The following is a 25,264-nucleotide window of genomic DNA, read 5'->3' as shown; positions in this document are numbered from 1 at the left end:
GACTTGTCCGAAGCGTCGTGCACGCCACATCCTCGCTCGGCGCGTCCGACCTCGTGTCACGGACGCGCGACCGCGCTCCACCGGACGGCTCGCGGTGATCGCGGCCCATCAGACAACCGAAGTCCGAGCGGAACAAGGCCGGGCTGAGATGGGGATGCGCGTTTCTCGAACAACCCCATCAAAAGGATGTCGGCAAACCGGGTTACGCCGCCACCGCGCTCAGGCCGGTCCGACCCGGCGGAATTCGAGGTAGCTCGGCGGCCGGCCGGCGGCGAGGGCCTTGGCCTCGTAGCGGGTGCCCGGCCAATCCGACCAGGGCTGCGTCCAGTCCCGGGCCGCCTCGGCGGTCCAGGCGAGGTCCGGACAGCGCGCGGCGCGAACGAGGGTCCAGCCGGCGTAATCGTCGATGTCGCTGGCGAAGCGGAACACGCCGCCGGGCCGGAGCACGCGGGCGATCTCCGCCAGGGCGCCGTCGGAGACGAAGCGGCGCTTGCGCTGCCGGCGCTTGGGCCAGGGATCGGGATAGAGCAGGTAGACCCGGGCCAGGCTGGCATCGGGCAGGGCCGCGAGCAGGGCCGTGGCGTCCTCGTCCCAGATCCGGACGTTGCGGAGGGCCGCCTCGTCCACCGCGCGCAGGAGCTTGACGACGCCGTTGACGAAGGGCTCCGCGCCGATGATGCCGGTGCGGGGGTGGGCGGCCGCCTGGGCGGCGAGATGCTCGCCGCCGCCGAAGCCGATCTCGAGCCAGACCTCGTCCACCGGGACGGGAAACAGGCTCGGAGGATCGAGGGGCTCGCCGGCGGGCGGCAGGGTCAGCCGGAGGGTCGGCAGCAGCTCGGACAGGCGCTGCTCCTGGCCGGCCCGCAGGCGCTTGCCCTTGCGGCGGCCGTAGAAGGCGCGGTCGGCGCCCTCCGGTGATTCGTGCCCGCCCGGGTGGGGCGGGAGCTGGTCCCGCCCCAGGGTCATGGGGTCAGGCCAGGGCCGACTTGAGGCTGTCGGCCAGATCGACGCGCTCCCACGAGAAGCCGCCATCGGCCTCCGGGGCGCGGCCGAAATGGCCGTAGGCGGAGGTGCGGGCGTAGATCGGCTTGTTGAGGCCGAGCTTCGTCCGGATGCCGCGGGGCGACAGGTCGAAGGCGTTCATCAGCACGTCCTCGAGCCGGGCCTCGTCGACTTGGCCGGTCCCGTGGAGGTCGACGTAGATCGAGAGCGGCTTGGCGACGCCGATGGCGTAGGCGAGCTGGATCGTCGCGCGGGTGGCGAGGCCGGCGGCCACCACGTTCTTGGCGAGGTAGCGCGCCGCGTAGGCGGCCGAGCGGTCGACCTTCGTCGGATCCTTGCCCGAGAAGGCGCCGCCGCCGTGGGGCGCCGCGCCGCCGTAGGTGTCGACGATGATCTTGCGGCCGGTGAGGCCGGCATCGCCGTCGGGACCGCCGATCACGAACTTGCCGGTCGGGTTCACGTGCCAGACAGTCTCCTCGGAGACCCAGTTCTGCGGCAGGGCGGCCAGGATGTAGGGCTCGACGATGGCGCGCACGTCGGCCGAGTCGAGGGACTCGTCCAGGTGCTGGGTCGAGAGCACGATCTGCGTGACGCCGACGGGGCGGCCGTTCTCGTAGCGGACGGTGACCTGGCTCTTGGCGTCGGGGCCGAGCTTGGCGGCGTCGCCCTGGCGGGCCTTGCGGGCGTCGGCGAGGTCCTTGAGGATCTTGTGGGCGTAGTAGATCGGTGCCGGCATCAGCTCGGGCGTCTCGTCGGAGGCGTAGCCGAACATGATGCCCTGGTCGCCCGCGCCCTCGTCCTTATTACCGGACGAGTCCACGCCCTGCGCGATGTCCGCCGACTGGGCGTGCAGGTGGATGGCGATGTCGTTGTTCTTCCAGTGGAAGCCCGACTGCTCGTAGCCGATGTCCTTGACCGCCGCGCGGGTCAGCTCGGCGAGATGGTCGAAGGTCACGGAATCGGGACCGCGCACCTCGCCCGCGATGACGATGCGGTTGGTGGTGGCCAGGGTCTCGACGCCGAGGCGGGCTTCCGGCATCGCCGCGAGGTAGGCGTCCACGACGGTGTCGGAGATTCGGTCGCAGACCTTGTCGGGGTGGCCTTCCGAGACGGATTCGCTCGTGAACAGGTAGTTTGAACGCGGCATTGGGGTCCCGATGCTGTGAGCGCCCAAGCTGTCGCGGCGCCGTTCTCGATTAATCAGGCGCGCGTGTCTGGCAGGACGGCCCCGCAGGGTCAAGCCGGAAGACCGGATAAATCCGCCAAAGCGAACGAATCGGACGATAGATCAGCCGTCGAGCTGGCGCCCGATCGCCTGGAGGATCGCGGCGAACCGGCGGCGCTCCGGCTCGGGGAAATGTGCGCTCACGTGCTGCACCACGACGTCCGTCAGGCCCAGCCAGGGATTGTCGGCGGCGTAGACCTCCTGAGGCCCCTCGGCGAACCCCGGTCCTGCGTCGCCGCCGGACGGTCCCGCGCCCTCGTGCTCCAGCCCGTCGAAGAAATAGGCGATCGGCACCCCCGTCAGCCGGCTGAAGGTGTCGAGATGGATGGCGCTGATGCGGTTCGTGCCCTTCTCGTACTTCTGCAACTGGGCGGCCGACATCCCGAAGCTCTGGGCGACGCGCTTCTGGGTCAGGGACGCCCTCTTGCGCTGCTCGGCGATTCGCTGCCCCACGTGAACGTCCCGTGCGTCCGTCTTCTGCCCAGCCATCTTGCCCGTCCCACGCTCTGCTGCGAGCCCTTGCAGCGCCAGGGCCTGACCACGTCCGGACCCTTCGCCCTCAGCGAAGGCTTCGCCGCGGAGACGACCTGCCTTCCGTTCGCCCGGCGGGACGGTATGGCCCCCTCCCGCAGGCGTCAAACCGAACGGGGCCCTGGGGATCACGCGACCGGGCGATCATGTGGACAAGCCGTCCACCCCACATTTCCCGCATCGCAACCGGGCCCGGGCGGCCGGCGTGGTCGAGCCCTGGGGCAGACGGCATCCAGGCGCCGGACGGCGAGATCGCGCCCGCCCATCAACAACCGTCAGATCAAGAAGCGGTCATGCCCAATTTCACGCCTCGAACGGTCAGAGACCTTGACCAATCCTGAAAGAATATGGGGCAAGCCTATATTTCTCGCATCTGAAGGATTTATCGGGCTCCTCGTGATGCAAAACGTATCAGGCAGACCTATACTCTTGTCCCACGGCGCTGCGAAGGCAGCGCATGAAGGGACCTCACGCGTCATGACTATGGGACATCATCAACAGACGGCCACGATTCTGCCCTTTCGCAATCCGCGGGCCTCGGCGGCACAGGGATCACCCGCGATCGGCAAGACGGACGGCGAGGTGAAGGGGCAGCGCCCGTCCCAAGCGGCCTACCACGACAGCGGATATCATCAGGCGGCCATCGAGGAAGCCTCGCGGACCCGCAAGCCCTAAGACGGGCCTTCCGGACCAAGCCTCCATTCGGACAACGGCCCGTCAGCGCGCGCCGATTCGATCCGCATCTGCTGGCGCCGAGCCCAGGCACGCGGGCCTGTACGGGTCGCCCCCCTGCCCTTGCGGGGGCATGCCCGGCGCAACGGCCCAAGCCTCCAAGCCCGAGCCTACAAAATTCTGAAGCGAGATCGATGCAATCGCGCGCCGGACACGGCGCGTGCGTGGTGGCGTCCCCGGCAGGTCTCGAACCTGCGACCCCAGGTTTCATCCCACTTCGGCTTCCGCCGCCGCGCGCCCGGAGGCGCCCGTTCGTGGTCTGGACTATCCCTTCACCGTAGGCTTCGTCGCCGAACCCCTTAGGTGCCGCCCGTCTAGTCTCTACACCGTCCCGAAGCCCGCGGATGCGGGTGCCGGGCTTGGCTCGGGATTGGCTGCGTGCGCCGGAAGCACACGGTGAGCGTTCCCCGAATTTGAGCGGATCCGCCGCGCGGTTTCCCCTCGCGACGCCCAATTAAGATCTAGGAAACCTGTGCTCTGTCCAGCTGAGCTACGGAGACTCACCGGGGGTGTTCCTAGCATCATCGTCCGGACCCGCCAACCGGGGACGCACGTCTCTGCCGGCCGGTCCGCGAGGCCCAGCCTCGCCGGCCTCTCCTCCCCTTGGGCGGTCGTCTCGCCTGTGGCCATCTTGCCGCAATGCGGCATGAACCGGCCGGCGCGCCGGCCCCCTTCCTTGTCTCCACCCCGTACGGGGCGACAATGGCGGGGGATTCGCACCATCGCCCGGGAGTCGGTTTCGTGACGATCGCACAGCGACGATCGCCCCGCCTGCGGGGAGGACGGCGTCTCGGCTTGGCCGTTGGCGCCGTCCTCGCGCTGCCGAACCCGGCCGGCGCGGGCGCGCCCGAGTGCCGTGAGGCGCCGGCGCGGGCGGAGCGTCTCGCCGGCCTCGGCGTGCGGGGCGAGCTGATCCTCGCGTCCGGCCAACGGGCCGTGCTGGACGGCGTGCGCTGGCCGGACAGGCCGGACCTGGCGTCGGAGGCCGGCGCCTGGCTGCTCGCCCGCAACGGACGCTCCCTGACGCTGGTCGCCCGGGGCGAGAGCGATCGATGGGGCCGGTCCCACGTCGACGCGACGGTGGCCGAGACCGACGCCGAGGCGGCGACGCCCGATCTCGCGGCCGGGCTGGTGGCCCTCGGCCTCGTCGCGGTCGATGCGGGCGAGCGGGACACCCTGTGCCGGCCGGCTCTCCTGGCGGTCGAGGCCGGGGCGCGACGGCGCGGCCGCGGCCTCTGGGGCCAAGCCGGTCCGGACGTCCGGGACGGCCCGGCCCTGCGCGCCAGACTGGGTCACTTCGTCGTGATGCAGGGCGCGGTGCGGTGGGTCGGCGAGCGCCCGCGCCGCACCTATCTCGACTTCGCAGGCCGGGGCGAGGATGGGCTGACCGTGACCGTGTCGAAACGCACTTGGCGCGTCTTGCAGGAACGTGGTTTGAGTGCGGCCTCCCTGCGCGGGCGAGAGGTCCGGGTCCGGGGGGTGGTCGAGGCGTGGCGCGGCCCGACCCTCGACATCGCGAGTGCCGACATGATCGAAGTTCTGGACGGGGAGCAGGCGCAGCGGCGCTGAACGGCATGGGTTCGATCCTTCGCCTCACGATGGCCGCTCCTTCGCCGGCGGGCCGGCTCCGGCCCGGCCGGCAGGCCGCCGCCTGGCCGCTCCTCGGGCTGCTGCTCTCGGGCTGCATCGGCGACCAGACCGGTGCCGTCGTGCAGAAGGCGGCGCTGGCCGTGCCCCGCGAGGCGCCGCGCACGACGGGGCGCGAGCGCACTGCCTCGGACGCCGACCACGCCAAGCTCGTGGCCTCCTTCGGCGGCGAGTACCGGTCCCCGGCGACGTTGCGTCTCGTCAGCGACGTGACCGACCGCCTCGTCAAGGCGACCGAGCGGCCGGAGGAGACCTACGCGGTCACCCTGCTCGACTCGCCCGTCATCAACGCCTTCGCGCTGCCGAGCGGCCGGCTCTACGTCACTCGGGGCCTGCTGGCACTGGCGAGCGACACCTCCGAGGTGGCCGCCGTCCTCGCCCACGAGATCGCCCACGTCACCTTGCGCCACGCCACGGCGCGCACCGAGCTGGCGCTGCGCTCGCAGCTGGTCAGCAAGGTCGTGGCCGACGTACTCAACGATCCCGTGACGGGCGCCCAGCTCCAGAGCCAGTCGAAATTCGCCCTCGCCCGGTTCTCGCGCGATCAGGAACTCGAGGCCGACAGCGTCGGGGTACGCACCCTGGCGCGCGCCGGCTACGATCCGTTCGGCGCCGGCCGGTTCCTCACGGCCCTAAGCCGGACCACGGCCCTGAAGACCGGCACCGGCATGGCCGGCGAACCCGATATGCTGGCGACCCATCCGGGCACCACCGAGCGCATCACGCTGGTGACCCGCGCCGCCCGCCTCATCGGTGCCCCCGGCCTCGGGGTCGACGAGCGCGCCCGCTACCTCGCGGCCATCGACGGCATCGCCTACGGCGACAATCCGGGCGACGGCGTCGTGCGCGGGCGCAAGTTCCTCCATCCCGCCCTCGGCATCGCCTTCGAGGTGCCGGAGGGCTTCTCCATCGAGAACACCCGCAACGCGGTCCTGGGCACCACCGGAGAGGGCAGCCGGCGCCTGCTCTTCGATCAGGTCGAGAGCAATCCGGGCCAGGGCCTCGACGAGGTGCTGAAGGCGACCTGGAACGATGTCGTCGAGCCGGGCTCCCTGGAGAACCGGATGGTCGCCGGCTACCCGGCGGCCACGGCCCTGTCCCGCGGCAAGGATTGGACCTTCCGCCTCGCCGTGATCCGGGTCGGCGAGACCACCTTCCGGATGATCATGGCGGCCAAGGGCAGCACCGATCCGGACGGCGCCTTCCGGCGCTGGACCGAGAGCCTGTCCGCGATCGATCCGGCCGAGGCCCGGACCCTGCGGCCCCTGCGCCTCGTGGTGGTGACGGCCGGCGCCGGCGAGACCGTCGAGACCCTGGCGCAGCGCATGGTGGTCCCGGATAAACCGGTGGAGCGCTTCCTCGTGCTGAACGGCCTGGAGCGCGGCGCCCCCCTCCGGGCGGGCCAGACCTACAAGGTCGTGGTGGAATAGACGCGCCCGGCGAGAAGCGCTCGGCAAGACGCGATCAACAAGTCGGGAGCGGCGAGTCGGGAGCGGACTTCGGCGCCGGTCGGTGCCCGGCCGTGTGGGACAGGCTTCCCCGCTCCGGTTTCGCGCACCGTCGAGGCCTCGGCGATCGCGGCGGATCGATCGGCTGCGAGTTCCCTTCCGTGCCACTCTCGGGAATCTCGCCCCGCCGCGGACCACCGGCTCCTCCGCCTCGACCGATGCGCCGAGCGGCTGACACCGCACATGGTTCACCCTCCATACGGGGGAGCGTACGCGCGCCGAGACCGCGGGCCAAAACCGCGCGGCGGCGCCGTCCCCGTGCAGAGCCATAATAAATCAGCGCACGCCCCAGTCGTGACCCTTAATAGCTCATAGTCAACACGCGCTTTTGTCTGGGACGTCAGGCGTTGTTCAGGCTATAATCGGACGCAGATCATGCCCGCTGCGCCTGCCCGGTCGGAAGCGGATGAACCCGGAGCCTCCGAGACCTGACATGCTCGCGATCCTGAGCGGCTTCCTCGACCGCACCAGCCTGGCACCACACGGGATCTGCCTGCTGTGGCGGCCGGAGCTGATCTGGACGCATGTCGTCTCGGACGCGATCATCGCCTTCGCCTACTTCACCATCCCGGTGGCCCTCGGGGTCTTCGTGACCCGGCGGCGCGACATCGCCTTCGGATGGATGTTCTGGGCCTTCGCCCTTTTCATCCTAGCCTGCGGCACCACCCATCTCTTCGGAATCTGGACCCTGTGGGTGCCGGACTACGCGGCCGAGGCCGTGATCAAGGCGATCACCGCCGCCGCCTCGATCGTGACGGCGATCCTGCTCTGGGTCCTGCTGCCGCGGGCCCTCGCCCTGCCCTCGCCCGACCAGTTGCGCAGGGCGAATGCCGAGCTGCTGGCGCGGATCGGCGAGCGCGACGCGGCGCTGGCCGCCCTGCACGAGGCCCATGCCGAGCGCGACCGGGCCGAGGAGATGCTGCGCCAGAGCCAGAAGATGGAGGCCATCGGCGCCCTCACGGGGGGCGTCGCCCACGACTTCAACAACCTGCTCGGCATCGTCATCAGCAACCTCGACCGGATCGAGCGCTTCCTGCCTCCAGAGAGCGGGGCGCGCCGCTCCCTGAACGGCGCGCTCACGGGGGCCGAGCGCGCCGCGGCCCTGGTGCAGAAGATGCTCGCCTTCGCCCGGCGCCAGCCCCTCCAGCCGGTGCGGGTCGACCCGAACCGGCTGATCCGCGACCTGTCGGAACTCCTGCGCGGGGCCCTCGACACGGTGGAGCGCCCGGAAATGACCCTCGCGCCGCAGGTCTGGCCCGTCTGCGTCGACGCCAACCAATTGGAGAACGCCCTGCTGAACCTCGCGGTGAATGCCCGCGACGCGACCGAAAAGGGCGGACGCACGGTCATCCGCACGCGCAACGTTCCCGCCGCGGAAGCCGAGCAGATCCCCGCCCTGCGCCCCGTCGATCACGTGGCCATCGCGGTCGCGGATAGCGGCCAGGGCATGAGCCCGGAGGTTCTCGCCCGTGCCTTCGAGCCGTTCTTCACCACCAAGGCGGTGGGCGAGGGCACCGGCCTCGGCCTGAGCCAGGTCTTCGGCTTTGCCAAGCAATCCGATGGGCACGTCGTGATTGAAAGTGCATCGGGCCGTGGCACGACGGTATGGATCTACTTGCCTCGCGATCCAACCGAGCTATCGTCCCCTCATCCGAGTGGAGAGGCGTCCCGGCTCGGCCGCACACCACGCCTGGGCTACGCCTGACGGAACGCCACGACGATGAGCGGCTCGGCCAAACCACGCATCCTCATGGTGGAGGACGAGTCTCTGCTACTGGAAGTCATCACGGCCGATCTCGAGGATGCCGGCTTCGCCGTCTTCCAGGCGGCGACCGCCGAGATCGCCCTGAACATCCTGAAGGCGGAAGCGTCCGTCGACATCTTGTTCACCGATATCCGGCTGCCCGGCCTGATGGACGGATGGCAGCTCGCCGAGGCCGCGCGGACCCTGCGTCCCGACCTGCCGGTCATCTACGCCACGGGGTTCTCGCAGACGCCGCCCCGCCTCATCGCGGGCAGCGTGTTCTTCACCAAGCCCTACCGCGCGGCGACGCTGATCAAGGCCATCGAATCCTTCGCGGTCGGGCCGAACGCGTGATCCAGCCCCCCGGCCCCACCCGCCGCGCCGTCGCGGTCGCGGGGCTCGCGGGCGCCGCGGCGCTGACCGCCGTCGGATCCTCCGCGGCCGGGGCGCCCGAGGCGGGGCCCGCGCGGACACGCGCGCTGCGCATCGCGATGCTGCTCTATCCGGGCATGACCGCCCTCGATCTCGTCGGGCCGCAGGCCCTCCTCGCCGGCATCGCCGGAGGCGGGCTGCACCTCGTGGCACGCTCGGCCGGCCCTGTCTCATCGGATACCGGCCTGACCCTCCTGGCCGGGGACAGCTTCGAGACCTGCCCGCGCGACCTCGACGTGCTGTTCGTGCCGGGGGGCGACGGCACGCCCGCGCAGATGCGCGATGCCGACACCCTGGCCTTCCTGCGCGACCGGGCGGCGCGCGCCGGCTGGATCACCAGCGTCTGCACCGGCTCGCTGATCCTCGGGGCGGCCGGCCTCCTGCAGGGCTATCGCGCCACCTCGCACTGGTGCGTCCGCGACCGGGTGCTGCCGCGCCTCGGCGCCATTCCGGTGGATGAGCGCGTGGTCTTCGACCGCAACCGCGTCACGGCGGCGGGCGTCTCGGCGGGTCTGGACTTCGCCCTGGCGTTCTGCGCGCGGCTCGCCGGGCCGGAGGCGGCCCGCACGAGCCAGCTCGTGGCCGAATACGCCCCGGCGCCCCCCTTCGTGGCCGGAACGCCGGAAGCGGCCGGCCCCGCCATCACCGCGCGGGCGCGGGCGATCCTCGGCCCACTCATCGACGGTGCGGACGCGGCGGCCGCGGCGATCACGCGCCCGTGACGGGAGCGCGGCCCGAAACCTGCCGGGGCCGCCAATCGCCGTTTGCCACTGCGTTGGGCAAACGCCAAGATCGCCCCTCACGAAGACCACACCCTTGCCATCCTCTTCCGCGCCCGCCCGCAATGCCGGGCGGGTCATCCGCTCCCAACCAGGATAGGACCACCCTATGGCGGCAGGCCTCGCGGGCGACCTCACGCGCACGAAATCGCTGGAACGGCTGAACAGCGACGCGGAGGGCGGCGAGCACAAGCTCGCCCGCACCCTCGGCCCCTGGAGCCTGATCGCCCTCGGCATCGGTGCGGTGATCGGCGCCGGCCTGTTCTCCCTGACCGGCATCGCGGCGGCCGAGCATGCGGGCCCCGCGGTGGTGATCTCCTTCGCCATCGCCTCGATCGCCTGCGCCTTCGCGGGCATGTGCTACAGCGAACTCGCCGGCATGATCCCGGTGGCGGGCTCGGCCTATACCTACGCCTACGCCACCATGGGCGAGTTCGTGGCCTGGATCATCGGCTGGGACCTCGTGCTCGAATACGCGGTCGGCGCGGCCACGGTCTCGGTGAGCTGGTCGAGCTACGTCACGCGCTTCCTGCGCGACACCCTCGGGATCAACCTGCCCCCGAGCCTCGTCCACTCCCCCTTCGAGACCTACGTCCTCGCCGACGGCACCACGGCCCACGGCCTCGTCAACCTGCCGGCAATCTTCATCATCGTGGCGGCCTCCGCCCTGCTGATGATCGGCATCCGGGAATCGGCCCGGGTCAACGCCGTGGTGGTGTTGATCAAGCTCGCCGTGGTGGCGGTCGTGATCGGGGTCGGGCTGTTCTACATCAAGGCGCAGAACTACGTGCCGTTCATCCCCGAGAACACTGGCACATTCGGCGAGTACGGCTGGAGCGGCATCATGCGGGGCGCCGGCGTGGTGTTCTTCGCCTATGTGGGCTTCGACGCGGTCTCGACGGCCGCGCAGGAGGCCAAGAATCCCCAGCGCAACATGATGATCGGCATCCTGGGGTCGCTCGCCATCTGCACGGTGATCTACATCGCCTTCGCGGGGGTGCTCACCGGCCTCGTGCACTACGACCAGATGAAGGGCGACGCCGCCCCGGTGAACACCGCCATCGGCCAGACGCCGTTCCTGTGGCTGCGCAGCCTCGTGACGCTCGGCGTGATCGCGGGCTTCTCCACCGTCATCCTGGTGCTGCTGCTCGGCCAGAGCCGGGTGTTCTACTCCATGAGCCAGGACCGGCTGCTGCCGGGCTTCTTCTCCAAGATCCACCCGGCCTGGCAGACGCCCTACCGCTCGAACCTGTTCTTCATGGTGTTCACCAGCGCGCTGGGCGGCTTCCTGCCGATCTCCCAGCTCGGCCACATGACGAGCATCGGCACGCTGCTGGCCTTCATCCTGGTCTGCATCGGCGTCATCATCCTGCGCCGGACCCAGCCGGATGCGCGCCGCGACTACCGCACGCCCCTGGTCCCCCTGGTGCCGATCCTGGGCATCCTCAGCTGCTTTGCCATGATGGTCTCGCTCGACGGGGAGACCTGGCTGCGCCTGCTGGTCTGGCTCGCCATCGGCCTCGTCATCTACTTCGCCTGGAGCCGGCGCCACAGCCGCGTCGGGCGGGAGGAAGCGGCCTGATCGAGCCGGGAGGTCCCGCCCCATTCGGGCGAGGGACCCTGCGCCTCAGGCGGTGCGCGCCAGGGCCAGGGTGGGCGCGCTGCACACCGGCTCGCCCACGGCCACGGTCTGGCGCTCGCGGGCGATGAAGGCGGTGGGCATCGCCGCCTGCATGTCGGCCTCGACGCTGCGCAGCATCGCGTCGGTGTGGCAGGGATGCAGGTGGATGATGGCGAGGGCCTTCACGCCAGCGGCCTGCGCCAGTTCCACGCCCTTCTGCCAGGTCGAGTGGCCCCAGCCCCGGCAGACCGGATACTCGCCCTCGGTGAACATGCCGTCATAGACCACGAGGTCGGCGTCCCGCACGAAGTCCTTCAGGGCCGCGTCCGGCCACGGATCGCTGTGCTCGATGTCGCTGATCACGCAGAGCCGCCGGCCCGCATGCTCGAAGCGGTAGCCCACCGAGCCCTGCGGATGGTTGAGCAGGATCGTGTCGACGGTGGCGCCGTCGGGGAAGGTCAGCCGCTCGCCGGCCTTGAAGCCGTGATGGGCGAGCCGGCAGGGAATGATGTCGAGGGTGACGGGAAACAGCGGCGGCGCGAACAGCCGGTCGAGGGCCGCGGCGGCGCTCTCCCCGTCGAGATTGCCGCAATAGGTGTTGAGGGTCCGCTCCGGGTCCAGCACCACGGGTTTGAAGAACGGCAGACCGGCGGTGTGGTCGAGGTGCAGGTGGCTGAAGAGGAGGTCGATCTCCTTGGGCATCGCATCGCGGTGATGGCGGCCGCAGGCATTCAGCCCCGAACCCGCATCGAGGAGGAACAGCCGCTCGCCGCACCGGATCTCGAGACAGGGCGTGCTGCCACCGAACTCGATGTAATCCGGGCCGCTGACGGGCGTCGAACCGCGTACACCCCAGAAGGTCAGGGTGAGGCCGTCATCCGCGAAGGGACGGGAGGAGAAGGTCATCGTTCGATTACCATATGCCCCGATCCCAATCTGGATCGGGTGCCCTTCGTCGCACCGGCGCGATCCAATCCTCGCGGGTCGGCGGTAGGCGGGTGCCGGGATCGAAGTGGAACTGCTCTGAGGTAGTAAGCCGCCCCTCCCCCCGATGTGCGAGCCCGCACATGGCTGGGCGGCGAGGCATCCGGCCCGGAACTTCGCCGGCGAACTGTGTCGACCCGGCCACCGGCCCACTCACCGCTGCGCCAGGACGTCGAGGGTGCCCCGGGCCGGACCGGGCACCGGCAGGGTGCCCGACAGGCCGAAGCGAACCAGGCGCGGCCAGGCGACAGGATAAGCCTCCGTCCCGAGGGCGGCGGTCGCCAGAGGCGCGAAGAGCGGCGCCATGCGCTCATAAGCCGGGACGAAGCCCGGCATCCGGGTTCGCGAGAGCGGCGAGTCCGGCGCGATCCAGCGCGACCACACCGCCTCGGCCACGGGGACCGGGCGTGGCCGGGCCGCGATGACCACCACCTCCTGGCCCGCATACGCGAGGGCTTCCGGCCGGCTCACGTCGCCGAGGGAGGCCCCCTTGGCGGCGAGCGCCGCCCAGAACGGATGCTGCGCCCCGTCGGAATAGGTGGTGCGCACGGCCGCGCTCCCCTCCTCCACCAAGGTGGCGATGCGCGCCTCCTCGGCCCCGCGATAGGCGACGACTTGGGCCTCCTTGGCCGGATCCTTCGCGGGGGCGAAGGCGTAGCGACCGCCGACCACGCTGACGGCCGGCTCCTCGCCGAGGGCGTCGAATCGATCGGCGCCCTCCTTGAGCTGGCGCCAGAAATCGATGTTCGGATCGGCCCGGTGCCGGGCCATGTTCGCGGCCGTCATCCGGAACGGGAAGGACTGGAACTGGAAGGCGGATTGACCGCCGGCGAAGGCCTCCCGGGCGATGGCGTAGATCTCGCCCACCACCTGGTCCGTCATGGCAAAGCAGCCCATCGACGAGCAGACCCCGTGCACCATCACGGCCGAACCGGTGGAGCCGTGGGCCCGGTCATAGGCATTGGGGTAGCCGACGTCGAAGGAGAGGTAGTAGCGCGAATTCGGGTTCATCTGGCGCTGCGGCACCGTGTAGAAGCCCTCGGGGGTCTGGCGGTCGCCGCTCTTGCGCTTGGGGCCGAGCTGGCCCGACCAGCGGCAGATCGGGAAGGTCTTCACGTGGACGAAGCGGCCGCTGCCGGCCCGCTTCCAGACCTCGATCTCGGATTCCTTCTTGTAGGCCCGGAACAGCACCGGGGCCGCCGCCGTGGTGCCCCGCGCCTGCATGAGGGCCAGGGTGGCGGCCGGAATCGGCGCGAAGGCCTTGGACGGCTCGGCCGCGGCCGGCGACGCCGCCATCACGGCGCCGAGGGCCAGGATCGGCGTCGCGAGAGCGAGAAGGGCCGACGCCGCACGGCGGAGCGGGCCCCGGGACAGGAAGACCATGCGTGGTCCTGAAGAGCGACCCGTCCGCTGGCGGGCGGACGCCCGTGCACGATGCACGCCCTCCTGCCTATCGCATCCCAATGGGGCGGCAATAGGGGAAGGCCCCGGAAAGCCGGGGAAGCCCCGGTTCTCACCCGCGATCAGGCGGCCAGCACCGTGTTGCGCTCGATGCGCAGCACCGCGTCGAAGGGCTCGACCCCGGCCAGGGCCTCGGCATCCGGCAGGCAGACGATGAGTCCGCGGCCGGCCCGGGCCGCCCGCAGGGCCGCCAGACGGGCGCGGATCTCGTCGCCCTTCCGGTCCTCCAGGGCGATGGCGATGACGACGATGTCCGGCCGGCGCACGAGGCAGCGGGCGAGGTCGATGGCGATGCGCTCCCGCGGGCCGATGGCGTTCTCGCCGAGGCTGGCGCCTCCCCCGGCCAGGCCGGGCTCGACCCGGCTCTCGAGGCCGAGGCGGTAGACGGCCGGTTCCAGGCCCTCGTCGGCGAGCACCCGGCGCACCAGGGCCCGCACCCGGGCCTCGGCGCCGGCCTCCTCGCCGTTGATGCGGCCGAACAGGATGTTCTCCTCCAGACTCGCGGCGGCGGTGAGCCGGGCCGGATCGTAGAACTCGACCGTTCCCCGCAGGTTGGCGGGCATCAGGCGTGCGAAGGAGCGGCGGGCCTCCACCAGCCGCCCCTCGAAGGCGGCGTCGATGAGGCCGAAGCGGTGCCGCGTCTCGCTGTAGCGCAGGGCGAGGCCGATCAGGCGCTTGCGGTCGCGCTGGCCGGCCGGGCCGCGGCGCCAGCCCTTGGCCTCGGGCTGGCGGCCGACGAGATCCTCGAAGAAGCCCCGCTCGGCGGCCGGGAACAGCGAGAACGTCTCGAACAGCGGATGATCGTCGGGCAGGTCGGCGAAGATCTCCACGAGGCTGCGGGCGACCTGGAGACCGATCTCCGTGAGAGGGCGACTGAGGCCCTCCGCCTCCAGGACGGCGCGGAGATACGGGTGCGCCGCGATGTGGTCGGAGGCGAAGGCCGGCCCCACCGCCTCGCCGAAGAGGATGTTCTCGCCCACCGTGGCCTGGTGGTTGTAGCGGGCCGGATCGAAGGGCTCCACCAGGCGGCCGGCCTTGTCGGCGGCGAGCGCCTCGCGGACCGCGTGGCGGGCGGCCACCACGGCACGGGCGATCTCCGGCTCGGCCGCCGGATCGACCGTGCCCTCCAGGCCGCGTGCATACGCGAAGGCGTCGAGGCCGGTGATCCGCAGGGTGGCGATGAGGTCGTCGGGATCGGGGGTCCCGGAGGCGCCGTAGAGGATGTTCTGGCGCAGGGACCCTTCGATGAGAATGGCCTCGGCCCCCGCCAGGGCGATGCGCCGGGCCCGCTCCTCCGGCTCGAAGGCGCGCAGGTCGATGCCGCCGTAGGTGACCGCGCCGGCGGAGGGTTCGAGCTGCCCGGCCAGGATCGCGGCGAGCACCCGGCTGCCGCTGCCGCGCTCGCCCAGGATGGCGACGTGGCCGGGCATCGGCAGGGCGGCGTCGACGCCGGCCAGCCGCTCGCCGGTGGCGGGATCGTAGGCCCCGACCCCCTGCGCCACCAGGGCGCCCGCCTCCGGCAGGGCCGTCACCGTGCCGGGGCGGGCCGGGGCACGGCCCTCGAGGGCCGGCACGGCGACGGCGACGTCGCGGAACGGGCCGGCGAGGATGCGATGCAGGCTCGCCATCCGCAGGGTCACGGTGAGGGCGACCACCGCGAGGGCGAAACCACCGGCGGCGGCCAGCAGCGCCCCGGGCTCCACCGGCTCGGTGGTGCCGTCGTGCCCGCGCCACAGCGCCACCGCCACGACGATCGCGGGCAGCAGGATCGCCAGAGCCATGGAGGGCGCGCGGGCATAGGCCAGGGCGGATTCCGAGGCCGCGAGGGCGTCGCGGGTGCTGGCGCCCTTGGCCGCGAGGCGCTCGCGCTCGAAGGCGCCGGCCCCGTGCGCCCGCACCGCCGGCATGCGGCGGATCAGGTCGGCGAGAGCCCGCCCGGCGGCCCCGCCGGCCCGGAGGCGCAGGGCGGCCCGGTCCTGCATCCGCCGCTGGATCAGCGCCCGGGCGAGGCCGGCGGCCAGGAGCCCGGCGGCGACCGTGACCACGAGGCGCGGCGCGGCGAGGCCCGCGAGGACCAGGGCGAGGACGGTGCCGCCGACCGCCAGCGCCGGGACCAGGATCGCCAGGCCGAACAGCGTGTCGAGGCGGGCGAGGAGGTCTCCCATGGCCTGGGCCAGGGCGCGGGCCTCGTCGCGGGCACCGGGCGGCGCGCGCAGGATCGCCTCGGTGACCCGCCCCTGCAGGGCGGCCACCGTCCGGGTCTGGGCATGGAAGCACAGGCGCGCCACGGCCCAGCCGAGACCGGCCGAGGCGAGGGCCGCCGCCGCGAGCCCCAGGAAGGCCGCGCGCACGAGTTCGCCGTGGGGCAGGATCCAGCCCGCGAAGGCCACGAAGGGTCCCTCGGCGGCGGGACGCCAGGGCAGGGCCGCGGCGATCCGCAGGAACGGTCCCGTGGGATCGGTGTCGTGCACCTGCACGCCGACGAGATCCCGCAGGCACAGGAGTGCGAGCAGCGCGAGGGGTCCGCCGAGACCGAGCGCCAGCCCGACCGCGGCGGCATGCTCCCGCCGCGCGGTCCGCCAGGTGAAGGCGATCGGATCGCGGTCCATCGGCACCCTGTCCACGACGCCCCGGAAAGGGGCCCGGGGAGCGGCTTAGAGGATCGTCCCCGGCGGCGAAAGCGCGGGGGCGCACCTCGGCGGGCCGGACCGCCCTTCTCCGCTGCCCTTCTCCGCCGCCGTTCCCGGTCATCGCCCGGCGCGACGGCGGCGGCGCGGACCCAGCGCGCACTCCGGACGTTTCAGGCGGATTAGCGGCTCCCGCGGGCGGGAAAATCCTCTAGAGTGGGTCGCTCGGCACCCCCAGGGGTCCGCCGCCCCGCAACGTCCTCCCTCCGTCCCTCGCGAAGTCCCCCGAACCTCCATGTGCGAACTGCTCGGCATGAGCGCGAACGTGCCCACGGATATCCGCTTCTCCTTCGCCGCCCTGGCGCGGCGCGGGGGCGAGACCGGCCCGCATGCCGACGGCTGGGGCATCAGCTTCTACGAGGGACGCGGCGCCCGCGCCTTCCACGAGCCGGAACCGAGCGCGCAGTCGGAGCTCGCCCGGCTCCTGCGCCGGACGCCGATCAAGAGCCGCATCGTCATCGCCCACGTGCGCAAGGCCAATCGCGGCCGGGTCAACCTCGAGAACACCCATCCCTTCAGCCGCGAATTGTGGGGCCGACGCTGGACCTTCGCGCACAATGGCCAGCTCAAGGGCGTGAAGAAGTGGCCCCTGACCTGGTTCAAGCCGGTCGGTTCCACGGACAGCGAGCACGCCTTCTGCTGGATGCTCGACCAGCTGCAGCAGCGCTGGCCCGACCTGCCGAGCCCGGCCCGCATCGACCGGGCCGTGGCGGACCTCTGCGCGGCCCTGCACGGCCTCGGCGTCTTCAACATGCTGCTGTCGGACAGCCGCACCCTCTATGCCCATTGCGGCAAGCGCCTGTGCTACCTGACCCGCCGTGCCCCCTTCGGCACCGCGACCCTGGTGGACGAGGACTGGCGGGTCGATTTCGCGCAGGAGACCGGCGCGAAGGATGTCGTCACGGTGATCGCCACGAAGGCCCTCACCCGCGACGAGTGCTGGACCGACGTGGAGCGCGGCCACGTGCTCTCCCTGCGCGACGGCGTGGTGCGCACCCTCAAGCCGGCCAATGCCCCGGGAGGCTCGTCCAAGGGGGCCTCCGCCAAGGCGATCCCGCTCCCGGACCGGGTCCCGTCCCCCTGCGGCTGTTGATGCGGCGCGGCGCAGAACCGCCACGGTTGTCCGGCGGGATGCGTGGCCGGCCCAGATGCGCTACAACGCCCGACATCAGTTGACCACGCGGGTGCTTCTCGGACGCCTCGGGCCGACACGAAACCTGACCGCCCCAGATTACGACGAGCCATGACACGCGACGTGACCGACACCGCCCCCGACGCCCTGTCGGCCTCTGCCGATGGCCGGCCGAACCTGTCCTCGAACATCCGGACCCATCTGGGCGAGCACCTGCGCACGGTCTACGACCGCCTGCCCGCGGACGAACAGCCGACCCGCTTCGCCGAACTCATCGCGCAGCTGGAGGCCGCCCTCAAGGCGCGCGGCGAGGCGATCGAGCCCGAGTTCCGCAACGGCCTGCTGGCGGCCGTGCCGTCCCTGCGCGCCTTCGCCCTGTCGCTGACGAGCAACCCGGCCCGCTCCGACGACCTCGTGCAGGACACCCTGCTGAAGGGCTGGCAGCACCGCGCCCGCTTCCAGCCGGGCACCAACCTGAACGCCTGGCTGTTCACGATCCTGCGCAACATCTTCTACTCGGACCACCGCAAGCGCGTGCGCGAGGTCGAGGACCAGGACGGCTCCTACGCCGCCCGCCTCGCCACCGCCCCGCACCAGGGCGACCGCCTCGACGTCGAGGACCTGCAGACGGCTCTGGGCAAGCTGCCGCCGGACCAGCGCGAGGCGCTGGTGCTCGTCGGCGCCGAGGGCGTCTCCTACGAGGAGGCCGCGGCCATCATGGGCTGCAAGGTCGGCACCGTGAAGAGCCGCGTCAGCCGGGCCCGCGGGCGCCTCGCCGAGCTCCTCGGCTACGACGAGGAGGACCTGAGCTCGGACCGGCTGATCCAGTCGGCCATGCCCAAGGAAGCCTGATCCCGCCCGGGGAAGTCCGATTCCGGCGGCTCGCGACCGCCGGCCCGTAAGGGGTCCGGCCGTGGCCGCCGGCGCGGCGGACAAGGCCCTCCGCTCTGTTCGGTCCCGGAACTTTCGACGCATCCCTTCCGGGAGTTGGACGTTACTGCCCTGAACCCGGCAGCGCTTCACAGCGTCGCGGGATCCTCGTTCAGGAGCTTCACGATGAACTTCAAGACCCTTCTCGCCGCTTCCGCGATCGCCCTCAGCCTGCCCATGGCCGCCCAGGCGCAAGGCCTGGTGCGCGGCGCCGAGCGCGGCGCCCAAGAGGGCGCGGATGCGGCCGGCCCGGTCGGAGCGATCGTCGGCGGCGCGGTCGGCGCGGCGACCGGCACGGTCGGCGGCATCCTCGGGGTCGATGACCGTCCCCGCTTCCGTCAGTACGTCACCCGCGAGCGTCGCTCGTCCTACGACTACAACGGCGACGTCCGCGTCGGCGCCGTGCTGCCGAACTCGGGCGTGACCTATTACGATGTCCCCGCCGAGTACAACGCCCGCGGCGCCCGCTACACCATCGTCAACGAGCGTCCGGTGCTGGTCGACCGCAGCCACCGCATCGTCGAAGTGATCGACTAAGGATTTCCGCCGCGCCCTCGGCGCGGGGATTGATCGAGGCCTCCGGCGACGCCCTCGCCGGAGGCCTTTTTCCGTTCGGACCAGTTCATCCCCGCCCTCCCCCGGTGGCCTTCGGACGATGACCGGTGCAACACTTGACGATCTCGGCCGTTACTCTTCCCGGTACGCGTCGCGTGGGTACGAATTTGTCGATGGACGCGAGGGATACCCAGACAATGGCAGACGATTCCACGCTCGACCCGGCCCTTCCCGAGCCGGTCCGCGATCATCTCGGCCAACAGCTGCGGACGGTGTTCACCACTGGCGAGACCGTCCCGGACTATCTCGGCGATCCGGCCGCCCCGGAGGCTTTCGCCCCCCAGCTGAAGCGGCTCGAGGTGCGGCTGAAGACCCACGAGGAGGGCACGGTCGCGGTCGAGCAGGCCCTCGAGGGTCTGCTCGGCGACCTCGGGGCGGCCCCGAAGCCCGACGAAGCCCCCTAGATCGTCAGACCCTCGGCCTGGTCGCCAGGATGTCGCGGATCTCGGAGAGCAGCTTCACGTCGGCCGGAACTTCGGCCACAGCCTCGGGCTTGGCCTCCTCCTTGCTCACGAGGCGGTTCATCGCCCGGATCACGAGGAACAGCACGAAGGCCACGATGAGGAAGTTGAGCGCCACGGTGATGAACTGGCCGTAGCCGATCACCGCGCCCTGCTTCTTCGCGTCGACATAGGCCGCGCCCTTCTGCACGCTGGATGACAGCGCGATGTAGTAGTTCGAGAAGTCGAGACCGCCGGTGATCGCGCCGATCATCGGCATGAACAGGTCCTGCACCGCCGAGGTCACGATGGCTCCGAAGGCGGCACCGATGATCACGCCGACGGCGAGGTCGACGACGTTGCCGCGCAACGCGAACTTCTTGAACTCCTCGAGCATCGACCCGCCCCCGCATGCTTCGTGCCCGGACGAAGCTTCCGGGCCGCGATCAACTTAGACGATGACAACCCGGGAGCGACAGCGCCCTGCGTCAGCTGTCCACGGCCCGATCGTGGGCCGGCCTCGCCCGTTCGGAGAGATCGTCGGCCGCAGCGAGCGCGGCGGAGCCCTGCCCCTCCGCCTTGGCGCGGCGGCGATACTGCGCCGCCCCGATCGGCAGGGTGATGAGGTAGCCGAGTGCCAGCGCCACCATCGCCTCGAACGGGAAGCTGATGAACAGGCCGAAGGCCGCCACCACCACGAGGAAGATCGGCAGCACCCAGTCCCGGGGCACGCGCTTGCCCATGGTCTTGCCCGAGAAGGTCGGCACGGTGGAGACCACCAGCAGGGCGATGCAGAGCATGTAGCCCAGCACCACGGGGGCCGCCCAGTGCTCCATCGGCAGGCCGAGGAAGTTGAGGTAGAGCGGCAGCATCGCGGTGAGCGCCCCGGCGGGTGCCGGCATGCCGACGAAGAAGTCCTTCTTCCAGGCCGGGCGGTTGGGATCGTCCAGCATCGCGTTGAAGCGGGCGAGCCGCAGCGCCATGGCGATGGCGAAGATCAGCGCGACGATCCAGCCGACCGAGCGCAGCTCCTTCAGGGCGAACCCGTACAGGATCAGCGCCGGCGCACAGCCGAAATTGACGAAGTCCGCCAGGGAGTCGAGCTCCGCCCCGAAGCGCGAGGTGCCCTTGAGCATCCGGGCCACGCGTCCGTCGATGCCGTCGAGGAAGGCAGCGGCCACGATGGAGATCACCGCGGGCTCGAACTTGCCCTCGAAGGCCAAGCGGATCGCCGTCAGCCCGAGGCAGAGCGCCATCAGGGTGATCATGTTCGGTGCGATCATCCGGAACGGCACCGGCTTGAATCGACGCGGCCGGGGCTCGTTGGCATCGGGGGCGAAGGGCGGGAACAGGTCGTCCATGGGAACCCCTCAGATGCGCCGGAACGTGCGCTCGGGCCCGCCGCCGAGATCGGCGAGCACGGTCTCGCCCGCCACGGCCTTCTGGCCGAGGCCGACGAGCACGCGAGTGCCGACCGGAAGGTAGACGTCGACGCGCGAGCCGAAGCGGATGAGGCCGAAGCGCTCGCCGACGTTCAGAGTGTCGTTGGCGTGGACCCAGCCGACGATGCGGCGCGCCACCAGCCCGGCGATCTGCACCACGCCGATGCGCAGGGGCGCGCCCTTGTGGGTCGTCTCCATGACGAGGCCGTTGCGCTCGTTGTCGTCGCTGGCCTTGTCGAGCTCGGCGTTGAGGAACAGGCCCGGCGTGTAGTGGATCTGCCCGATCCGACCCGTCACCGGCACGCGATTCACGTGGCAGTCGAACACGTTCATGAAGACCGAGATGCGCAGCATCGGCTCCTGCGGCAGGTCGAGCTCCGGCGGGGGCAGCACCGTCGAGATGAGGTTCACCCGCCCGTCCGCCGGCGAGACCACGAGGCCGTCGCCCACGGGAGTGATCCGCTCGGGGTCGCGGAAGAAGTAGCAGACCCACAGGGTCAGGATCAGGAAGATCCAGCCGAGGAACTGCGCGAAGTAAGCGCCGATCACCGTCAGCACGATGCCGATGACGATGAAGGGATAGCCCTCCTTGTGGATCGGCACGAGCGTCCGGCGAATCGTCTCGAGGAGATCGGTCATGGGTGTTTCGGACTGCTTTCGTCTGGTGGGCGCCCCCGGAAGGCTCCCTGGGCAGGGGCCCCCTCATAAGGCACGGAGCGGCGTCCGTCATACGGTTTCGGATCAGGGACGCGCGAGGCATCCCATCGCGGTTTCGGATCAGGGACGCGCGAGGCATCCCATCGCGGTTTCGGATCAGGGACGCGCGAGGCATCCCATCGCGATTTCGGATCAGGGACGCGCGAGGCCCCGCCGGCAAACCGGGGACGGGTGTCAGCCATCGGCCTGGACGAGGGGCGGCAGGCGCGCCAGCCGCAGGGCGATCGCCAGCGCGAGGCCGTAGAGGGTCGCGAAGAACGCCACCACGCCGACCCAGCCCGCATGGGCGAAGAACCAGCCCCCGGCGGTGCCGAGCACCGAGGAGCCGAGATAGTACAGGCACAGGTAGATCGACGAGGCCTGGGCCCGGTCGCGCAGGGCCCGGCGCCCGACCCAGCTGCTGGCCACGGAATGCGCGCCGAAGAAGCCCACGGTGACGAGGACGATGCCGAGGATGATCAGGCCGAGATGGGCGGAGAGCGTCAGGGTCACGCCCGCGAGGCCCAGGAGGATAGCGAGCCACAGCACCTTGCGCCGCCCGAGCCGGCTCGCGATCTCGCCGGTCAGCGCCGAGGAGACGGTCCCGAACAGGTAGACGACGAAGATCGCCCCGATGGCGCTCTGGCTGAGGGAGAAGGGCGGATCGAGCAGGCGAAAGCCGATGTAGTTGTAGATGCAGACGAAGCCGCCCATCAGCAGGAACGCTTCGGCGAACAACCAGGGCAGACCGGGATCGCGGAAGTGCTGACCGAAGGTGCCCGGCACCTCGCGCCAGCGCATCCGGTTCGCCCGGAAGCGCCGCGAATCCGGCAGCAGGTAGACGAAGGCGATGGCGGCGAGGAGCGCCAGCACGCCGATGGTGCCGAGGCCCCAGCGCCAGGAGGCATGGTCGGCGATGATGCCGGTGAGCAGGCGGCCGACCATGCCGCCCGCCGCGTTCCCGCCGATGAGCAGTCCCATCGAGAGGCCGATGGCACGCCCATGCATCTCCTCGCCGAGATAGGCCATCGCCACGGCCGGCAGACCGGAGGCGGCGAGCCCCGTGAGCGCGCGCAGGGCGAGGAAGCCGTGCCAGCTCGGCACCAGGACCGCGACGATGGTGAGGAGCGCCGAGGCGAACAGCGAGGCCACCATGATGGGCTTGCGGCCCCAGACCTCCGAGAGGGGGCTGACCACCAGGAGCGCGATCGCCAGCATGGCGCAGGGCAGCGACAGGGCGAGGCTGCTCTCGGCCGGAGAGACCGCGAAGTCGTCGGCGAAGATGGGCAGTAGCGGCTGCACGCCGTAGAGCACCGCGAAGGTGGAGAACCCGGCGGCCCCCAGCGCGATGGCGGTGCGGCGGAAGGCCGGGGTTCCGGCCTCGATCAACCGCTCGCTCGCCTCGTCCATGAATGCTCCTGCGGAGTCGGCCCGGAAGCCGTGACACGCCGCAGCGGATGATCTCGCCCGGCCACCGCCCCCTCGCGAACGGGAGCCGAAGGCAGTGGAGCCCCGAGGGCCCGCACTGCCGAGGCGGGTATATAGGCCGGGCCGACGATGGGGAAACCGCACCGGCGCTCGCCATGGCAGGCGGCGCCGGATGTCCCCGAGGCCGCCCGGTGCCCTCGGAGGCACTGGTCGGGCCGCTCAGGCTGCCCGGACGGTGGCGAGGAAGCGGGCGACCTCGGCGCCGAGATGCTCGGACTGGCGCGAGAGTTCACTGGCGGAGGACAGCACCTGGGCGGCCGCGGCGCCGGTCTCCTCGGCGGCCCCCGCCACGCTCACGATGTTGGAGGTCACCAGTTCGGTGCCGACCGCCGCCTGCGAGACGTTGCGGACGATCTCCCGGGTGGCCGCACCCTGCTCCTCCACCGCCACCGCGACGGTGGTCGACACGCCGCTGATCTCCCGGATGCGGTCGGTGATGCTGCCGATGGCCGAGACCGCCTGTCCGGTCGAGCCCTGGATCTGACCGATCTGGGTTCCGATCTCCTCGGTGGCCCGGGCGGTCTGGTTGGCGAGCTCCTTGACCTCCGCCGCCACCACCGCGAAGCCGCGGCCCGCCTCGCCCGCGCGGGCCGCCTCGATGGTGGCGTTGAGGGCCAGAAGGTTGGTCTGGCCCGCGATGGTCGAGATCATCGCCACCACGTCGCCGATCCTGGTCGCGGCCGTGCTGAGATCCTGCACCAGGGTGGCCGTCCGCTCCGCTTCGACCACGGCGCGTTGCGCGAGCTGGGCCGAGCCGTCGACCTGGCGTCCGATCTCCTGCACGGACGAGCCGAGCTCCTCGGTGGCCGCCGCCACGGTGTTGACGTTGGAGGCGGCCTCCTCCGCGGCGGCGGCCACGGTGGTGGATTGGCTGGCGGTCTCGGTCGCGGTGCCGGCCATGCTCTGGGCCGTGGCCTGAAGCTCCGTGGCGGCGCTGGTCACCCGGGTGATGATGCCGCTCACGGCCGTCTCGAAATGATCGGCCATCTGGTGCATCCCCAGCCGGCGCCGCTCCTCCGCCGCCAAGTCGCTCGTCTTCTGCTGCTGGCGGAGGGTCTCGGTCTCCAGGAGGTTGTCGCGGAAGACCGAAAGGGCCGAGGCCATCGCGCCGATCTCGTTGCGGCGGCCGGAATAGGGGATGTCCCGCGCCAGATCGCCCCCCGCGACCGCCTGCATCGCACCGGTGATCCGAGCGATCGGACGCGTCACGCCGAAGAGGACGAACACCGCGCCGCAAACGCCGATCAGGAGCGAGACGCCGCCCACCGCGACCGTGAGCCAGAAGGCGTTCGCGTAGTCGATCTTCGAGGCGGCCTCCGCCGCGGCGGCCCCACGGTCGTTGTAGGCGACATCGTCGTCGATGACCTTCATCAGTTCCATGTAAGCCGGCCGCGTCATCTCGAACGCGTCGACCATCGCGCTCTGGTCACCGGCCCTGAACGAAGCCAGAAACCCGCCTCGGACCTCGTCATACGCGGCGTAGCGCTTGGCGATGTCTTCGGCGATCACCCGTTCCTCAGGGGCGGCGATGTACGACTGATGAGCCTTCAGGGCGGTTTCGACCGCTTTCTCGCGCGCCGCGTTGAGCGTTTCGAGCGAAGCCGCCGAATCCCGCCCCATGACATAGCGCGCATCGACAAGCCGTAGATTCGTCAACGTGAACTTGATCTCGCCCAAGCTCCGCACGCTTGGCATCCATACCGTAGAGATTTGCGTGGAATTCGCCCGGATTTTCTCCAAGCTCTTCATCGCTATCCCGCCCTGAACCACCAGGGCGGCGATGACAGAACCGATGATCGAAATCAATATCCACTTCAGTTTGATCGACATTGCTTGATAAGAGCGCCTAAAATGCTGTCGTGTCTGCGGCGATCAGAACACAACAGGCCCGAAAGACGATCTAGACTGTAGATTGATCGATTAAAGATTTGATAACCCGGACCCCGGTCACGATCGAAATTCATGGCCGGTGCCCGCCTGGATTCCACGCGGCGGTTCGAGGCGATCCGTGTCGCCGTCCTGTCGGCTCGCGGAGCGCCGTTTCCGGGGGGAACGCGCCGGCAGGCGAGCGGCCGAACGGCGACAGGGCGGAACCGCTCCAGTCCCGTGCCCCCGCGGCCTGCCTGGGCAGGACCGTTCGACGTCCGGCCGGTGCAACGGGGCGGTGA

At 70.8% G+C, this 25,264-nt stretch carries 21 protein-coding genes; 10 read left to right on the top strand and 11 right to left on the bottom strand.

The genetic code is table 11. The features are described from left to right. Positions 1 to 219 precede the first annotated feature (219 nt). From ASF41_RS13810 to ASF41_RS13800, 3 genes are all read right to left on the bottom strand, one after another. The gene (locus tag ASF41_RS13810) at positions 220 to 966 is read right to left on the bottom strand and encodes a tRNA (guanosine(46)-N(7))-methyltransferase TrmB (protein ID WP_082504407.1); all 747 of its coding nucleotides are present in this window, start codon (positions 964 to 966) and stop codon (positions 220 to 222) included. Between the two features lie 4 nt (positions 967 to 970). Beyond that, positions 971 to 2,149 (bottom strand): methionine adenosyltransferase, encoded by a 1,179-nt coding sequence (gene metK, locus ASF41_RS13805; RefSeq protein WP_056276071.1) that lies wholly within the window; start codon positions 2,147 to 2,149, stop codon positions 971 to 973. Positions 2,150 to 2,290: 141 nt separating this feature from the next. After that, complete coding sequence (locus tag ASF41_RS13800; RefSeq protein WP_056381949.1) at positions 2,291 to 2,716, bottom strand: helix-turn-helix domain-containing protein; 426 nt, start codon at positions 2,714 to 2,716, stop codon at positions 2,291 to 2,293. Between the two features lie 1,569 nt (positions 2,717 to 4,285). On the opposite strand from ASF41_RS13800, the gene ASF41_RS13790 reads away from it, so the two are divergent. The 6 genes from ASF41_RS13790 (at position 4,286) to ASF41_RS13765 (ending at position 11,182) form a co-directional block, all read left to right on the top strand. Then, positions 4,286 to 5,059, top strand: a complete 774-nt coding sequence (locus ASF41_RS13790; protein ID WP_244479656.1) for a DNA-binding protein — start codon at positions 4,286 to 4,288, stop codon at positions 5,057 to 5,059. A 5-nt stretch (positions 5,060 to 5,064) separates the two neighbouring features. Further along, positions 5,065 to 6,567 (top strand): M48 family metalloprotease, encoded by a 1,503-nt coding sequence (locus ASF41_RS13785; RefSeq protein WP_082504405.1) that lies wholly within the window; start codon positions 5,065 to 5,067, stop codon positions 6,565 to 6,567. A gap of 511 nt (positions 6,568 to 7,078) precedes the next feature. After that, positions 7,079 to 8,350, top strand: coding sequence for a sensor histidine kinase (locus ASF41_RS13780; protein ID WP_056494028.1), 1,272 nt, complete (start codon positions 7,079 to 7,081; stop codon positions 8,348 to 8,350). Between the two features lie 15 nt (positions 8,351 to 8,365). Beyond that, on the top strand, positions 8,366 to 8,743 hold the full coding sequence (locus ASF41_RS13775; protein ID WP_056211718.1) for a response regulator: 378 nt from the start codon (positions 8,366 to 8,368) through the stop codon (positions 8,741 to 8,743). Positions 8,744 to 8,880: 137 nt separating this feature from the next. Then, positions 8,881 to 9,543: a DJ-1/PfpI family protein gene (locus ASF41_RS13770; protein ID WP_056494227.1), complete on the top strand. Its 663-nt coding sequence runs from the start codon at positions 8,881 to 8,883 to the stop codon at positions 9,541 to 9,543. 166 nt (positions 9,544 to 9,709) lie between these two features. Then, entirely contained in the window at positions 9,710 to 11,182 is a 1,473-nt protein-coding gene (locus ASF41_RS13765; RefSeq protein WP_056494024.1) for an amino acid permease, read from the top strand. Positions 11,183 to 11,227: 45 nt separating this feature from the next. On the opposite strand, the gene ASF41_RS13760 is transcribed toward ASF41_RS13765, so the two are convergent. The 3 genes from ASF41_RS13760 to ASF41_RS13750 form a co-directional block, all read right to left on the bottom strand. Further along, positions 11,228 to 12,127, bottom strand: coding sequence for an MBL fold metallo-hydrolase (locus tag ASF41_RS13760; RefSeq protein ID WP_056276078.1), 900 nt, complete (start codon positions 12,125 to 12,127; stop codon positions 11,228 to 11,230). Between the two features lie 231 nt (positions 12,128 to 12,358). Next, entirely contained in the window at positions 12,359 to 13,588 is a 1,230-nt protein-coding gene (locus ASF41_RS13755; RefSeq protein ID WP_407067284.1) for a L,D-transpeptidase family protein, read from the bottom strand. 140 nt (positions 13,589 to 13,728) lie between these two features. After that, positions 13,729 to 16,275: an ABC transporter transmembrane domain-containing protein gene (locus ASF41_RS13750; RefSeq protein ID WP_056494021.1), complete on the bottom strand. Its 2,547-nt coding sequence runs from the start codon at positions 16,273 to 16,275 to the stop codon at positions 13,729 to 13,731. 313 nt (positions 16,276 to 16,588) lie between these two features. On the opposite strand from ASF41_RS13750, the gene ASF41_RS13745 reads away from it, so the two are divergent. The 4 genes from ASF41_RS13745 to ASF41_RS13730 all read left to right on the top strand — a co-directional run bounded on the left by ASF41_RS13745 (position 16,589) and on the right by ASF41_RS13730 (position 19,434). Then, entirely contained in the window at positions 16,589 to 17,446 is an 858-nt protein-coding gene (locus ASF41_RS13745) for a class II glutamine amidotransferase (protein ID WP_056211711.1), read from the top strand. Between the two features lie 150 nt (positions 17,447 to 17,596). Then, positions 17,597 to 18,337: a sigma-70 family RNA polymerase sigma factor gene (locus tag ASF41_RS13740; RefSeq protein WP_056211709.1), complete on the top strand. Its 741-nt coding sequence runs from the start codon at positions 17,597 to 17,599 to the stop codon at positions 18,335 to 18,337. 204 nt (positions 18,338 to 18,541) lie between these two features. Then, the gene (locus ASF41_RS13735; protein WP_056276085.1) at positions 18,542 to 18,952 is read left to right on the top strand and encodes a DUF1236 domain-containing protein; all 411 of its coding nucleotides are present in this window, start codon (positions 18,542 to 18,544) and stop codon (positions 18,950 to 18,952) included. Positions 18,953 to 19,167: 215 nt separating this feature from the next. Next, positions 19,168 to 19,434, top strand: coding sequence for a hypothetical protein (locus tag ASF41_RS13730; protein ID WP_200917582.1), 267 nt, complete (start codon positions 19,168 to 19,170; stop codon positions 19,432 to 19,434). Positions 19,435 to 19,438: 4 nt separating this feature from the next. On the opposite strand, the gene mscL is transcribed toward ASF41_RS13730, so the two are convergent. The 5 genes from mscL to ASF41_RS13705 form a co-directional block, all read right to left on the bottom strand. Continuing rightward, entirely contained in the window at positions 19,439 to 19,867 is a 429-nt protein-coding gene (gene mscL, locus ASF41_RS13725; protein WP_056211704.1) for a large conductance mechanosensitive channel protein MscL, read from the bottom strand. Positions 19,868 to 19,958: 91 nt separating this feature from the next. Then, positions 19,959 to 20,831 carry a phosphatidylcholine/phosphatidylserine synthase gene (locus ASF41_RS13720; RefSeq protein WP_056211702.1) on the bottom strand — a complete coding sequence of 291 codons (873 nt, stop codon included), beginning with the start codon at positions 20,829 to 20,831 and terminating at the stop codon, positions 19,959 to 19,961. Positions 20,832 to 20,840: 9 nt separating this feature from the next. Continuing rightward, positions 20,841 to 21,551 (bottom strand): phosphatidylserine decarboxylase, encoded by a 711-nt coding sequence (locus ASF41_RS13715; protein WP_056211700.1) that lies wholly within the window; start codon positions 21,549 to 21,551, stop codon positions 20,841 to 20,843. Positions 21,552 to 21,803: 252 nt separating this feature from the next. Then, positions 21,804 to 23,018, bottom strand: coding sequence for an MFS transporter (locus tag ASF41_RS13710; protein ID WP_056211698.1), 1,215 nt, complete (start codon positions 23,016 to 23,018; stop codon positions 21,804 to 21,806). A gap of 237 nt (positions 23,019 to 23,255) precedes the next feature. Then, entirely contained in the window at positions 23,256 to 24,926 is a 1,671-nt protein-coding gene (locus ASF41_RS13705; RefSeq protein WP_056211695.1) for a methyl-accepting chemotaxis protein, read from the bottom strand. Positions 24,927 to 25,264: the final 338 nt, after the last annotated feature.

Origin of the sequence: Methylobacterium sp. Leaf111 (assembly GCF_001423285.1) — a bacterium.
Lineage (GTDB): Bacteria > Pseudomonadota > Alphaproteobacteria > Rhizobiales > Beijerinckiaceae > Methylobacterium.
This window is presented reverse-complemented; position numbering and strand designations above follow the sequence as displayed.

What these genes read in the sequence shown, in the direction of transcription:
- ASF41_RS13810 (WP_082504407.1), bottom strand. Translation starts at nt 966, where the DNA reads ATGACCCTGGGGCGGGACCAGCTCCCGCCCCACCCGGGCGGGCACGAA.
- metK (WP_056276071.1), bottom strand. Translation starts at nt 2,149, where the DNA reads ATGCCGCGTTCAAACTACCTGTTCACGAGCGAATCCGTCTCGGAAGGC.
- ASF41_RS13800 (WP_056381949.1), bottom strand. Translation starts at nt 2,716, where the DNA reads ATGGCTGGGCAGAAGACGGACGCACGGGACGTTCACGTGGGGCAGCGA.
- ASF41_RS13785 (WP_082504405.1), top strand. Translation starts at nt 5,065, where the DNA reads ATGGGTTCGATCCTTCGCCTCACGATGGCCGCTCCTTCGCCGGCGGGC.
- ASF41_RS13780 (WP_056494028.1), top strand. Translation starts at nt 7,079, where the DNA reads ATGCTCGCGATCCTGAGCGGCTTCCTCGACCGCACCAGCCTGGCACCA.
- ASF41_RS13775 (WP_056211718.1), top strand. Translation starts at nt 8,366, where the DNA reads ATGAGCGGCTCGGCCAAACCACGCATCCTCATGGTGGAGGACGAGTCT.
- ASF41_RS13770 (WP_056494227.1), top strand. Translation starts at nt 8,881, where the DNA reads ATGCTGCTCTATCCGGGCATGACCGCCCTCGATCTCGTCGGGCCGCAG.
- ASF41_RS13765 (WP_056494024.1), top strand. Translation starts at nt 9,710, where the DNA reads ATGGCGGCAGGCCTCGCGGGCGACCTCACGCGCACGAAATCGCTGGAA.
- ASF41_RS13760 (WP_056276078.1), bottom strand. Translation starts at nt 12,127, where the DNA reads ATGACCTTCTCCTCCCGTCCCTTCGCGGATGACGGCCTCACCCTGACC.
- ASF41_RS13755 (WP_407067284.1), bottom strand. Translation starts at nt 13,588, where the DNA reads ATGGTCTTCCTGTCCCGGGGCCCGCTCCGCCGTGCGGCGTCGGCCCTT.
- ASF41_RS13750 (WP_056494021.1), bottom strand. Translation starts at nt 16,275, where the DNA reads ATGGACCGCGATCCGATCGCCTTCACCTGGCGGACCGCGCGGCGGGAG.
- ASF41_RS13745 (WP_056211711.1), top strand. Translation starts at nt 16,589, where the DNA reads ATGTGCGAACTGCTCGGCATGAGCGCGAACGTGCCCACGGATATCCGC.
- ASF41_RS13740 (WP_056211709.1), top strand. Translation starts at nt 17,597, where the DNA reads ATGACACGCGACGTGACCGACACCGCCCCCGACGCCCTGTCGGCCTCT.
- ASF41_RS13735 (WP_056276085.1), top strand. Translation starts at nt 18,542, where the DNA reads ATGAACTTCAAGACCCTTCTCGCCGCTTCCGCGATCGCCCTCAGCCTG.
- ASF41_RS13730 (WP_200917582.1), top strand. Translation starts at nt 19,168, where the DNA reads ATGGCAGACGATTCCACGCTCGACCCGGCCCTTCCCGAGCCGGTCCGC.
- mscL (WP_056211704.1), bottom strand. Translation starts at nt 19,867, where the DNA reads ATGCTCGAGGAGTTCAAGAAGTTCGCGTTGCGCGGCAACGTCGTCGAC.
- ASF41_RS13720 (WP_056211702.1), bottom strand. Translation starts at nt 20,831, where the DNA reads ATGGACGACCTGTTCCCGCCCTTCGCCCCCGATGCCAACGAGCCCCGG.
- ASF41_RS13715 (WP_056211700.1), bottom strand. Translation starts at nt 21,551, where the DNA reads ATGACCGATCTCCTCGAGACGATTCGCCGGACGCTCGTGCCGATCCAC.
- ASF41_RS13710 (WP_056211698.1), bottom strand. Translation starts at nt 23,018, where the DNA reads ATGGACGAGGCGAGCGAGCGGTTGATCGAGGCCGGAACCCCGGCCTTC.
- ASF41_RS13705 (WP_056211695.1), bottom strand. Translation starts at nt 24,926, where the DNA reads ATGTCGATCAAACTGAAGTGGATATTGATTTCGATCATCGGTTCTGTC.